General features: G+C 55.0%; 11 protein-coding genes. 5 read left to right on the top strand and 6 right to left on the bottom strand.

The window, feature by feature from the left end:
- Positions 1-147 precede the first annotated feature (147 nt).
- Entirely contained in the window at positions 148-1,926 is a 1,779-nt protein-coding gene (locus tag ACSC94_RS10575; protein WP_435640802.1) for a hypothetical protein, read from the top strand.
- Positions 1,927-1,985: 59 nt separating this feature from the next.
- On the opposite strand, the gene infC is transcribed toward ACSC94_RS10575, so the two are convergent.
- Positions 1,986-2,543, bottom strand: coding sequence for a translation initiation factor IF-3 (gene infC, locus ACSC94_RS10570; RefSeq protein ID WP_435642174.1), 558 nt, complete (start codon positions 2,541-2,543; stop codon positions 1,986-1,988).
- Positions 2,544-2,616: 73 nt separating this feature from the next.
- On the bottom strand, positions 2,617-4,599 hold the full coding sequence (thrS, locus tag ACSC94_RS10565) for a threonine--tRNA ligase (RefSeq protein WP_435640801.1): 1,983 nt from the start codon (positions 4,597-4,599) through the stop codon (positions 2,617-2,619).
- Between the two features lie 328 nt (positions 4,600-4,927).
- Here thrS and ACSC94_RS10560 point away from each other — a divergent pair, with 328 nt between their 5' ends.
- The 4 genes from ACSC94_RS10560 (at position 4,928) to ACSC94_RS10545 (ending at position 6,624) form a co-directional block, all read left to right on the top strand.
- Positions 4,928-5,302 (top strand): STAS/SEC14 domain-containing protein, encoded by a 375-nt coding sequence (locus tag ACSC94_RS10560; protein WP_435640800.1) that lies wholly within the window; start codon positions 4,928-4,930, stop codon positions 5,300-5,302.
- 23 nt (positions 5,303-5,325) lie between these two features.
- Positions 5,326-5,715, top strand: coding sequence for an STAS/SEC14 domain-containing protein (locus ACSC94_RS10555; RefSeq protein ID WP_435640799.1), 390 nt, complete (start codon positions 5,326-5,328; stop codon positions 5,713-5,715).
- Complete coding sequence (locus tag ACSC94_RS10550) at positions 5,712-6,131, top strand: STAS/SEC14 domain-containing protein (protein WP_435640798.1); 420 nt, start codon at positions 5,712-5,714, stop codon at positions 6,129-6,131. The genes ACSC94_RS10555 and ACSC94_RS10550 overlap by 4 nt, the downstream gene beginning before the upstream one ends.
- Before the next feature lie 82 nt (positions 6,132-6,213).
- Positions 6,214-6,624 carry an STAS/SEC14 domain-containing protein gene (locus ACSC94_RS10545; protein ID WP_435640797.1) on the top strand — a complete coding sequence of 137 codons (411 nt, stop codon included), beginning with the start codon at positions 6,214-6,216 and terminating at the stop codon, positions 6,622-6,624.
- On the opposite strand, the gene ACSC94_RS10540 is transcribed toward ACSC94_RS10545, so the two are convergent.
- From ACSC94_RS10540 to ACSC94_RS10525, 4 genes are all read right to left on the bottom strand, one after another.
- Positions 6,625-8,076 (bottom strand): HlyD family type I secretion periplasmic adaptor subunit, encoded by a 1,452-nt coding sequence (locus ACSC94_RS10540; protein ID WP_435640796.1) that lies wholly within the window; start codon positions 8,074-8,076, stop codon positions 6,625-6,627.
- 14 nt (positions 8,077-8,090) lie between these two features.
- Positions 8,091-10,376 carry a type I secretion system permease/ATPase gene (locus ACSC94_RS10535; protein ID WP_435640795.1) on the bottom strand — a complete coding sequence of 762 codons (2,286 nt, stop codon included), beginning with the start codon at positions 10,374-10,376 and terminating at the stop codon, positions 8,091-8,093.
- Positions 10,377-10,508: 132 nt separating this feature from the next.
- Entirely contained in the window at positions 10,509-10,919 is a 411-nt protein-coding gene (locus ACSC94_RS10530) for a hypothetical protein (protein ID WP_435640794.1), read from the bottom strand.
- A 125-nt stretch (positions 10,920-11,044) separates the two neighbouring features.
- Entirely contained in the window at positions 11,045-12,451 is a 1,407-nt protein-coding gene (locus ACSC94_RS10525) for a TolC family outer membrane protein (protein WP_435640793.1), read from the bottom strand.
- Positions 12,452-12,655 lie beyond the last annotated feature (204 nt).

Raw genomic sequence — 12,655 nt, 5'->3', positions numbered from 1 at the left:
TGGCGTTGGTGCCGGAATCAGAGTGATAGTGCTAAGCCGCAGCGTCCCAAAGCTGCCATTGAAAGCTCGCACAGATATTTATTTATAATATTGTTATCACTCGCGATGCGCTTTTACGCCCTTTTTCCCATTTTTTTATGGGCCCTTTTGTCTTTTTTTCCGATTCCTGCACTGGCCGCCGAAACGCAGCCGGGTGATTCGTGCAGCATTAATGGCGAGGTTCGCAACACCGGCGGGCCGGAACAAATTCCACGCCGCACATTGATTTGCAACGGCACGACATGGCAAACGCTGGTCGAACAGACCAGTGCCGGAAAAACATTGTTACAAATCGACAATGATGCCGGATCATGCACCACAGCCAAAACAGGACGCATGCGATATACGGGCGGAACACCGCCATGGGAATATTGCGACGGGAGCAACTGGGTAAATTTTAAACAACCCCGGTGCCAAGATGACGACACCGGGGAATGTTATCTGGATGCAACGCGCAGCGATGATGACCCGGATTTCATCGCGGATAACATTGCCAATGGCATCAATATATTGGGGGTAACGGGCACATTATCCGCCGGGTGTGGCGTGAATGTGTACAGCGTTGCCGATATCATCGGCGCGGTGACATCCACCGTTACATCATCGGAAATCGTTCAGATTACAACAGATGGATGCGCCGCCGCCGTTGAAATTACTGGTGATGGATCACCCCAATACCGCATTTGTAACACTCTGACATGCAGCGTTGTGGACCACACATGGGCCAGCACCGGCAACAGCATTGATAATGGTCAGTATATCCAACTGCGCGCCACATCCAGCGCATCGGATTCCACAACCACAACGGCCACGTTGTCGATCGGCAACGCGCTGGACCAATGGTCCATCACCACCGCATTGGGTGGATATAAAGTATTCGTCACATCAACGACCTATGACGGAAATTTTAGCGGGATCGGACACGCCGACAGGATGTGTAAAAACCTTGCACAAGCCGCCGGATTGTCCGGCCATTTTTACGCATGGTTGGCGGAAAGGGTCGCGGGCACAGCGCCCGCAGATCGATTTGAACAATCCACCCTGCCATACCAGTTGGTGGACAACACGACAGTGGCCGACAACTGGACCGATTTGACGGACGGAACACTGGATAACGCCATCAACAAAACCCAAACCGGGGCGACCATCGCGTCCGGGTCGGTTTGGACCAACGTGACATCCGCCGGGGCGCGAAAGGGCAGTACGGCTGATTCTGCCTGTGGCAGGATTAGCGGCGCAAGCTGGATCTGGTCGTTTTCCAGCACGCTGGGCTATAACGGAAATCTGGCCAGCACATCCAGCACATGGACAGACAACGGCACAGGAACATGCGACACCAACAAACGACTTTATTGCGTCCAGCAACCTGATGACCCAGTGGGCGCACATAAAAAAATCTTCGCGACCAAAGCGTCATACACCGGAAATCTGGGCGGCACCGCAGGAGCGGATGACAAGTGCCAGACCGCCGCCAACAATGCCGGGATCGGCGGCACATACATGGCATGGATCAGCGCAAAAACGGCCGCCTCGGCCCCCGCAACCCGCTTTACAACCAAGGCCACCGTTCCCTATCGATTGGTGGATGGAACACGGATTGCCGATGACTGGACAGACCTGACCGACGGCAGCCTTTTAACCGGCATTATCCTCGACGAAGATGGTGATTTCATTACCAGCGACCTGGATGTCGCGACCAACACAACGGTCGCCGGGGCCATGAAATCATCTTCCGCCGATTATTCATGCAATGGGTGGACCTATGGAGCTTCTGATCTGTATGACTGGCATCAGGGGGCACTGGGCGCGATCGGATCACACTGGTCGGATATAGGCACCAGCGCTTTTTGCGACTGGGGCGCCCGACTGATTTGCGTTGAACAATAAACTGCAAACAAAAATCCCCGGAGCATGTCCGGGGATTTTTAAATCTTTCATCGAAGCGATTACGCCTTCGGCGTTTCAGACGCAATCACCATCATCATCTGACGACCTTCCAGACGCGGTTCCATTTCAACCTTGCCCAGACCGGCCAAATCTTCCTTCACGCGATTGAGAACTTCCATCCCCAATTGCTGGTGCGCCATTTCACGGCCACGGAAGCGGAGGGTGAATTTCACCTTGTCCCCTTCTTCCAGGAAGCGGCGGGCGGCCTTCATCTTCACGTCGTAATCATGGTCACCGATTGCGGGACGCAATTTCAGTTCCTTGATTTCGATGACTTTTTGTTTTTTGCGGGCTTCGTTCGCCTTCTTCTGCATCTCGTACTTGTATTTACCGAAGTCGAGGATTTTGCAGACCGGCGGTTCAGCGCCCGGGGAAATTTCAACCAGATCCAGACCGACTTCTTCAGCAGCGGCCAGAGCATCGCGGATCGACACAACGCCGACCATTTCACCATCGGCACCGATCAGGCGGACCTTGTCCACCCGGATTTGAGCATTCACGCGCGGGCCGTCATCACGGGGTGCATCACGGCGCGGGGGTACAGGTGGTCTAGCGATGGGTCGTCTCCATTGATTAAGTTGGCATTGCCGGGGGCGGATTATCACGCCCCCGAGTTTCTATAAGCGCCTATTAATACGGCGGTTTTACGCTTTCCGCAAGGGCCTGAATCGCGGATTCCAGCGGGTCAAAGGCCTGTTTTTCATCGCCCAGACGACGAATGGCGACCTTTTGCTCCTCGGCCTCGCGCTTGCCGACCACGAACATGACCGGGATTTTGGCCAGAGAATGCTCCCGCACCTTGTAATTGATCTTTTCATTGCGCAGGTCGATTTCGGCCCGAATGCCAGCGGCCTTCAGTTTTTCCAGCACATCCCGGGCGTAATCATCCGCATCGGATGTGATGGTGGCCACCACGCATTGAACCGGAGCCAGCCACAACGGCAATTTCCCGGCATAGTTTTCAATCAGGATGCCGATAAAGCGTTCCAGCGATCCCAAAATGGCCCGGTGCAGCATCAACGGGCGGTGTTTCGCCCCGTCTTCGCCGATATAGGACGCGCCGAGACGTTCCGGCAGGTTCGGGTCCAGCTGCAATGTGCCACAGGTCCAGGACCGACCAATCGCATCGCGAATGTGGAATTCCAGTTTCGGACCATAGAACGCGCCATCACCCGGCGCGATTTCATAGGCCAGACCCGCTTTGTCCAGCGCCTGTTTCAAAGCGTTTTCGGCGTAATCCCAGCTTTCTTCCGTGCCGACGCGTTTTTCCGGACGGGTGGCCAGTTTGACCACGACATCGGTAAAGCCGAGGTCGGTGTACATGACGCGCAGCAATTCGCAGAACGCCATGGATTCCGCTTCGATCTGGTCCTCGCGGCAGAAAATGTGGGCATCGTCCTGTGTGAACTGACGCACGCGCATCAGGCCGTGCAGCGCGCCGTGCGCTTCGTTGCGGTGGCAGCAGCCAAATTCCGCCATGCGGATCGGCAGGTCGCGGTAGGATTTAATGCCCTGATTGAAAATCTGCACATGCGCCGGGCAGTTCATGGGTTTCAGCGCCATGAAATGCTTCGGCTCTTCCTTGAAAACCTTGCCGCCCTCTTCCGTGTTCGGCACCACATCCGGCACAACGAACATGTTTTCGCGGTATTTTCCCCAGTGACCGGATTGTTCCCAGAAACGGGCATCCATCAATTGCGGCGTTTTCACTTCGATATAGCCGGCGGATTTCAGGCGACGGCGCACATACCCTTCCAGCGCGAGCCAGATGGTGTAGCCCTTGTCATGCCAGAACACAGACCCTTGCGCTTCTTCCTGCAAATGGAACAAATCCATTTCGCGGCCCAGTTTGCGGTGGTCGCGTTTTTCCGCTTCCTCGATCTGGGTCAGGTAGGCTTGCAGTTCGTCTTCGGTGCGCCATGCGGTGCCGTAAATACGGGTCAGCATCGCCTTGGACGAATCCCCGCGCCAATAGGCACCCGCAACCTTGGTCAATTTAAACGCCGTGCCAATATGTTTGGTCGTCGGCATATGCGGCCCACGGCACAGATCCAACCATGTGCCTTGTTTGTAAATCGTAATGGTTTCCGTACCCGGCAGGTCGCGGATCAGCTCGGCCTTGTACATCTCCCCCTTGTCGGTGAAGAATTTGATGGCGTCGTTGCGGTCCCAGACTTCGCGTTCGAACGCGGCACCGCGGCCAATAATTTCCTTCATCTTCGCTTCGATCTTCGGCAGATCTTCCAGCGTGAAGGGTTCGTTGCGGGCGAAATCGTAATAGAACCCGTTTTCAATGGACGGGCCAATCGTCACTTGCGTACCCGGGAACAATTCCTGCACCGCTTCGGCCAGAACGTGAGCGCAATCGTGGCGGATCATTTCCAGCGCGGCGTTGTCTTCGCGTTTCAGGATGCTGACCATCGCGCCATCATCCAACGGGCGGGACAGGTCACGAATCTCGCCATTCACAGAAATGGCAATCGCCGCCTTGGCCAGTGACTTGGCAATCGACTCGGCAAATTGCAGACCCGTGGTCCCCGCCGGAACGGTGCGCGTGGCCCCGTCGGGCAGCGTGAGGGTGATTTGATCCAGAGCGGCAGCAGTATTGGACATGGTAAACCTTGTGATTTGCTAATATACGGCGGGCGCAAAACCAGTGCGCCGCACGATATGTTAAGAAACACAATGTCCGCACAAAAAGCAAGCCGCCACGCCCGTTTGAGCGTTATAAATCGTGGCTTTTCAGCGGGATCGCCCGCCCCACCGCCCATCCCCGACACCCCCGCCCGGTGATTCGGAAGTCAAACGCCAATTTCGTTTATTTATCAGCGTCTTCGAATATATGCTTTATTCACTTTTGCGTGTTATTTGTCTATGTAAAATAAGTTTGGCGTAAGGAAACGCGCCTATACTTTTTACCATGGGAATGGATGTACGCCGGATGGATAGAACGCAGTTTAATGAGATCATGCCCGAAACGGATGACCGCGTGATCTGTATTCGCGTGGACAAGCCGATCAGTGGTGAGGGGTATAAAACCCTGTTCCTGCCACTGGTGCAGAAGATGGCCGCCGATCATGGCGAGATCCGCATGGTGCTGGTGTTTGAGAAATTTCAGGGATGGGAGGAAGAAGCCGCTATGGCGGACCTCGCTTCAACCATGTTTCTGGCCCAGCATTTGAAAAAACTGGCCATTGTCAATTTGCCGGACAAAATGATTCAATATATCGGCATGCGCCAAGCGGCATTGAAAACCGATTTGCGTATTTTTGATGCCAGCCAGTTTCAGGATGCCCTGAACTGGGCCAGAATATAGCGCCATTTTTCACGGGGGATCGCATGACGAACGCCATTACGATCATGCCGGAAAGCACAGACACCACATTATTCGTGCATTTGCACGACACCATCGGCGTGGATGATTATATGCAGTTTTTCGATGCGCCCGTGCGCGCGATCCAGCAGAAAAACGGCTGGTACAATTTGCTGGTTTTTTACGACCGTGATTTTAAGGGATGGTCGGAACAGGCCGCAGCGCTGAGCTTTAAATGCATTACAGATATTGGCGTAACGGCACGCCGTCTGGCCTATGTCAGCCCGCCGGACCAGCGCATCCTGTTGATGAAAATGATGCGCCCGATTATCAAGGCGGAAACACGGTATTTCAACTTAGAGGATCTGGATGAGGCCATTGCATGGATGCAGGCGTACAAACCAGAAGCACAATGACCGGACCAAAAGAAAAATGCGTGACCATTCTGCCGCAAACCGAGGGCGATTTATTTTGCGCCCGGTATGACGGCGTTATGAACGTGCAGGAATACACCGAAATTTTTATCAAACAATGCGATGCCGCCATTGCAAAGCACGGCACCATCCGTTTGTTGGTTGAATTTGGCCCCAATTTTGCCGGATGGGATGACGAGGCCGCGGAACTGAATTTTAAAACCGTCCTGCGCCAATGCCCGTTCGTCCGCAAACTGGTTTATATCAACCCCAGCAAACGCACGCTGGCCAAGGCCCATATGCTGCTGCCCGCGGCGTTAAAGGACAATATGCGGATGTTTGAAACCGGCCAGATTGAAGACGCTGTGGCGTGGATGAACCGTCCAGATCGCGCGCAACGCCAAGATCCCGCCGCGTAACACCACCTTAGATATATAGACAAGGACGCCAGGTCCTTCTTATATAGCATCTATAGTTTCTTTCATTTTTTATAAATTATAGATGCCAAACGATTCAACACGCGCCGTGACCGGAAAAACCGTCATCAACCTCCCCCACACCGAGATGGACACATTTTGTGTCCGCTATAGCGGCATTATCAATGCGCAGGATTATCAAGAGGTGTGCGTCGATATTGGCAACGCCATCATCGAAAAACACGGCCAGCTTCGCATGCTGATCGAATATGTCGATTTTTTGGGGTGGGAAGATGACGCGGCGGAGCTGAACCTGAAAACCATCTTTTATCAAGCCCCGTTTGCGACGCGATTGGCTTACATCAACCCAACCGAACGAGCGATGATGAAATCACGGCTGATCCTGCCACCCAAAATACTGGGCGTCATGCGGGTTTACCCAGCGGGAGAATTGGAAGAAGCCGTGCGCTGGATCAAAAGCAACGAGCCTGCGTGATTACCGCTCGCGCATCGCGCCATCGACGGTTTTGATCAGCGGTTTCAGGATATATTCCATCACTGTTTTCTTGCCCGTCATAATATCGACCGAGGCCACCATGCCCGGAATGATGGGCAGAACCTCACCCTTGCGCTTCAGGCTGTTTTCATTCGTGCGCACTTTCACACGGTAAAAACTTTCACCCTTTTCATTGGTGATGGAGTCAGCGGAAATATCGACCAACTCACCCTTCAGCCCGCCATAGATAGAAAAATCATAGGCGGTGATTTTGACAACGGCGGCTTGCCCCGGATAGAGGAAGGCAATATCGGACGGACGAATCTGTGCCTCGACCAGCAACTGGTCGTCCTTCGGCACGATTTCTACGATCGGATCGCCCGGCTTGACCACGCCACCCACCGTGTTGATTTTCAGATCCTTGATCGTGCCGTTCACAGGCGAGCGGATTTCGGTTCGGGTTTTGCGATCTTCCAACGACCCCAGCGTCTGACTGATCGCGTTCATTTCGATTTGCTTGGCGGACAATTCGGTTTGCGCCTGCGCGCGCACTGTATCTGTCACCTCATCAATTTTCGCCTTGGCTTCGGCCACGGCGGATTGCGCGCGCGGCAAAGCGGACAATGCCGAATTGAGTTCGGATTGTTTTTCCTGCAGCCCGCGTTCCAATTGGATCAATTCAATTTTCGGGGCCGATCCGCGATCCACCAGCGGCGCGATCATGTCACGTTCGGACCGGGACAGGCGAATCACCTCGCGCAAATCGGCGGCGCGGGTGTTCAATTCGCGCACTTCCTGTTCACGCTGGGCCAGTTGCTGTTCATACACAGCCAATTGCGCGTTCAAACTCTGCGTGTTGGCGCGGAAGGCTTCCAGTTGTTCGGTGACGCTTTGCGGCGCGCCCTTCATCACATTTTCGGGGAATTCCGGCGTCGGTTTGCCCTCGGCCTCGGCCCGCAGGCGTGCGATGGTGGCCAACAGGCCCAGATATTTCACTTGGTTTACACCCAAATCGGATGAGGCATCCAGATTGCGCAGGCGCATAATGATCTGGTTGGCGGTGACTTCATCGCCCTCGCGGATCATAAATTCATCGACGATGCCGCCGTCCAGACTTTGGATGATCTGCACTTCACCGGACGGAATGACCTTGCCCTGCCCGCGTGTGACCTCGTCAATCGGCGCAAAGCTGGCCCACAGGACGAAGACCACGAAGAACAACACCGAGAACACCAGAATCAAATGACGCGAAAGCGGCAATTCTTCATCCGTTGTGAAATACCGGTCGGCGTGCGCCTGCATTTTTTCAAAATTGGTTTTCGCCCAATCCTGCTGTGCCTTCGCCCAGCCTTCGCTGGAATTGATGGTGTCCTCTTTCGGATCAGCCTTTGCGCCCTTTTTCGGGGCTTCTTTGGCGGGTTCGACGGCCGGTTTTTTCACAGGTGTATTCATGACATTATGTCCGTTTAAACATCAGTTTGTTCGGCTTGGGTGCCGTATTGACGGGCTTGCAGCTTGCGAATGACATCGTCCTTCGGACCGAAATCAACCACGCGGCCACGGTCGAGCAGGATGATTTTATTCACCAGCCCCAGCATCGTGCCCTTGTGCGTAATCAAAATCGTCGTTTTATTTTCGCACAGAACCCCCAAACGTTTCATTAAACGCTGTTCCGACGCGGGGTCGAGCGACGCGGTCGGTTCGTCCAGAATCAGCACCGGGGGATCGTACAGCAGCGCCCGCGCAATCGCGACCGCCTGACGCTGGCCACCGGACAGGGCTTCGCCCCGTTCACCGACTTGCGTATCCAGACCCGCTTGCGTTTCGCGCAGAAATTCCATCACCCCGGCCAGATCGGCGGCGCGCAGGACGGAGCGATCCGGTGCGGTTTCATGCCCCATGGTGATGTTTTCACGCACAGTGCCATAGAAAAGTTGCGGACTTTGCTGAACCGCGCCGACGGAGCGGCGTAAATCGCCCGGATCAATCTGGCGCACATCGGTGCCATCAATCTGCACCGACCCGCTGTCGGGTTGATACAGGTTCAACAGCAGGCGCTCCAATGTCGTCTTGCCCGAACCCACCGCACCAATCACACCAATACGGTCGCCCGGATTGATGGTGAAGCTGACATGGTTCAAGGCCGCAATGGTTTGGCCCGGATATTTGAAAATAACGTCACGAAATTCGACATTGCCCTTGATCGCGGGCATGGAGATAAAATGTTTCCCCGCCGGGCGTTCGACCGGGCGTTTCATCAGATCGTCAAGCTGGATCAGGGCTTGTCTGGATTGGCTCATGCGCGTCAGCAACCCCGCCACCTGCGCCAGCGGTGCCATGGCGCGGCCTGAGAGAATCACCGAGGCGATCAATGCCCCCATGGTGATATTGCCCTCAACAATCTGGTACACACCGACGATCACCACCGCCGCGCTGGCCAATTGCTGGATATACATGGTGAAGTTCATCGCGAAGGACGAGAGTTTCCGCGACTTCATCCCCGTGCGGGATGATTTTTCGTTCAGCTCTTCCCATTTGCGTTGGGTGTGGCCTTCGGCGGCCTGCACCTTCACGGTTTCAAGACCGGAGATCGCCTCGAACAACAGCGCGTTTTTCAACGCGCTTTCCATCATCGATTCTTTCATAATCTTGGCCAGCGGACGCTGCATCAAATAGCCGAACAGAATCACCAACGGTACGCATACAGTCGGCACCAACGCCACCCATGGTCCCGCGATGACGAGGATCAGCAGAATGAACATGACGATGAACGGCAGATCGATCAGCGCAACCAACGTGGCCGAGGTGAAGAAATCGCGCAGGCCTTCAAATTCGCGCATGTTGCTGGCCAGTACACCGGCGCTGGCCGGACGAGCGGCCATGGTCATGCCGAGAATCTGTTCAAACAAGCTGGCGGAAATTTTAATGTCGGCCTTGCGCCCGGCAAAATCCAGAAACTGCGCCCGCAGGTTTTTAAGAATAAAATCAAAGGTATAAACCGTTGCCACACCGGCAGCCAGCACCCACAACGTATCAAACGCGGCATTGGGCACCACGCGGTCATACACGTTCATGGTGAACAGCGAACTGACCAGCGCGAAAATATTGATCAGAACCGCGGCCACCGCCACTTCTTTATACAGGCGCTTATGTTCCTTCAACGCGCCCCAGAACCAGTCGCGTGCGGTGTTGATTTCCGCAGGGCCGGCCCGGTCATCCGTGCGCGCCACCGGGCGTACAAAAAACGCGTACCCCGCATACAGATCACGCATACGCGCCAACGAAATGTTTTCGCGCGCATCTTCGGTTTCGGCAAATTGCACAACGAAAGTTGTTTCCGGATGCAATTCAACCGCATGACCCGGTTCTTTTTTCGGCGGGTGCTTGGCCGGATATTTCACATCCCACAGGATACAGGCCTGCCCCTTTTCCAGCACCAGAATGCACGGCAAATTCGGTGCAATCGCCAGCGCATCAACGCCACGATCAACCAATTGCGCATTCATGTCGGCGCGTTCGGCGGCCCGCACGAACAACGCGGGTGTAATGCCGGTGGGTGGAATCGGCAATCCGGCGGTCAGGCTGGCGGCAGAGGTGCGGCGGCCATAATGCCCGGCCAGCAGACGCAGGCAATCCACCAACGGCGAATGCGACGCCATGCGGTCGGCCTGTAACGGCCACGTGCTGTCTTGATCAGACGCGGATTGTTCAGTTTGCGCTTCTTGTGCGGCATCAGACGGCGATAGGGTCACGGCGATAAAATCCCGGATAAAAAACAAAAGGAAGGCACCCCGGCGAACACCGGGACGTGCAGGAAGAGGGTTTTATTCTATCAGACCTTGTGCGCGGAGCCTAGCCTATCCAGTGGCAGGCGCCACCACCCATCACGGGCGGAACGAGCACCAAACCTCAGGATTCAAACGCGCCGTCTTATGTTGTGCCTCGTTGAACAGGGTCAGGACCTTGAGATAACGGGTATCTTGTTCATCCATCGCCCCAATGACGTAGACAGACAGGCGATAGACCCGGCGTGGGTCCTCATCGACGATTTTGCGAGCGAGCTCTGTAAAAACAGTGAAGGCGGCATGGCCAACTGAATCATTGCTTACCGCATACGGCGCCAGAAGCTCAATGGCACGAACCCGCGCATTCAAATCCATCAAATCACCCGTCTTTTTGATCATCGCGATCACGGGCATGATGACCAGGGGATCCTTCCGCAAGCGGTATTCAAGGGTGTTCAGCGTGTCTTCCGCGGCCACATGAAACGGTTTTTTACAATCGGTCATCGTCACAATCCCATCTATTTTTTGAATATGGATAGACACTGGCACAGTGTGCAGCGCAATGGCAAGAGCCGCAAAAGCAAACCCCCGGCGCAGGGGCCGGGGGTTTGAAATTTCGTCGAACAGATCGGCGATTACATTTTCGCCGGATCAGCCTCGCGGGAATAGGCCACACCCAGAACCGGGAGCAATTCGCCCTTCAGGCCCAGCAGGCGGTACACCGCGAACATTTCCAGGAATTCGGAGTTCACCGTGTTGCTTTGGGACACGAACAATTCGTTTTGCGCATCCAGAACGTCCAGCAACGTACGACGGGACAGATCGAACTGGTCCTTGTACGCTTTTACGACTTCTTGGTTGGCGGCGGCTTGGGCTGCGAATTCGCGGGCGCGTTCACCGGCGGACACCATACGGGCCCAGGTTTGGCGCACTTCGTTTTCAACGCCGCGGGCGGCCTTGGCACGTTCTTCTTTCGTCTGGGCTTCGCGGCTCATGAACTCGCGAACGCGGGCGTTATCGGCACCACCGCGATACAGGTTCCAGTTCAGAACCATCAAAGCGGATGCACTGGTATCACGACCCTCAACACCGTTCAGGTCTTCACCGTTCCGGGCGTTGGCCTGGAAATCAACCTGCGGGTAGAAGGTGGAGTAAGCGCCGTGGTATTCTTCGTTCGCGACACGCATGTCGGCTTCGAAAATATCCAATGTCGGGGATTGATGCAGGGCGGTTTTCACTTCTGCTTCAACATCAGCGGCCAGACCGTCAACCGGAACCAGCGGCATCACCAGATTTTTCGGTGCTTCACCAACAGCGCGCACATAGGCGGCTTCGGAAATGCGCAGTGATTCACGAACAGAGGATTCGTTCGCACGGGCCGAGGCCAGACGCGCACGGGTTTGTTCCAGATCGGCCGTCGTAGTGCGACCCACTTCGGAGCTGTCTTCGATCTGGTCCAGAATGGTGATGTGATCGGCAACGTTCTGGCGGGCAATGCGCAGCAATTCGCGTTGGCGCATCACATCCAGATAGGCCTCAACAATCGCCAGACCGGTCAGTTCGGATGCTTCGCGCACGCGGTGCGAGGCGGATTCAACGCGGGCTTTTTGACGACCAACTTCGTGTTTGGTTTCGAAACCGTCAAACAGCATCTGCGTCAATGTGATGCCCGCTTCGTAGCGCCACATGTTTTCTTCATCGTCATCATCCAGACCACCGCGGGTGGACGGATCGTCGCTGTGTTCAAAACCGGTGTCGGCGGCAACATCGATGGACGGCAGATACAGGGCTTTCGCCTGATTTAATTCTTCGTCCGTTGCGCGGCGGTTGTTGGCCACGATGTTATATTCCGGGTTGGTGCGTACACCGATGGCCACCGCTTCGTTCAGCGAAATCTGCATCGGGTCCTTGGCCACCATTTCACCGGACGCGGATGCGGTCATCTCGTTATTCTGAGCGAGTGCCCCGAACGACAGAGCGGAAGACAGGGCCAGCGCCGAAACACCAACGGTCAAATATTTGAAAAGACGAACAGAGGTCACTGTTTTCCCCATTTAAATCATGTCGAACAATATGATCCGGCGCAGTCCAAGAAACGTACACCCAAAAGTGGATAACCTTTGGAATGACGGGATCGCCCGGCACACCCGTTTTATACCGAAACCCATTGTGTTCCAATATAAATTTGCCTGTTTCTTATACAGGGAAACAAGGCCGTGGTCTAGGGGTTGGTTTCCGTAATTCAT

The sequence above is a fragment of the Micavibrio aeruginosavorus genome (assembly GCF_051245535.1).
Lineage (GTDB): Bacteria > Pseudomonadota > Alphaproteobacteria > Micavibrionales > Micavibrionaceae > Micavibrio > Micavibrio aeruginosavorus_D.
The sequence above is the reverse complement of the archived record's forward strand: the minus strand, read 5'-3'. Positions and strand labels throughout refer to the sequence as shown.

Bases quoted from the DNA above. Each gene is read 5' to 3' on its own strand.
- thrS (WP_435640801.1), bottom strand. From the start codon at position 4,599: ATGTCCAATACTGCTGCCGCTCTGGATCAAATCACCCTCACGCTGCCC.
- ACSC94_RS10540 (WP_435640796.1), bottom strand. From the start codon at position 8,076: ATGAATACACCTGTGAAAAAACCGGCCGTCGAACCCGCCAAAGAAGCC.
- ACSC94_RS10560 (WP_435640800.1), top strand. From the start codon at position 4,928: ATGGATAGAACGCAGTTTAATGAGATCATGCCCGAAACGGATGACCGC.
- ACSC94_RS10555 (WP_435640799.1), top strand. From the start codon at position 5,326: ATGACGAACGCCATTACGATCATGCCGGAAAGCACAGACACCACATTA.
- ACSC94_RS10550 (WP_435640798.1), top strand. From the start codon at position 5,712: ATGACCGGACCAAAAGAAAAATGCGTGACCATTCTGCCGCAAACCGAG.
- ACSC94_RS10545 (WP_435640797.1), top strand. From the start codon at position 6,214: ATGCCAAACGATTCAACACGCGCCGTGACCGGAAAAACCGTCATCAAC.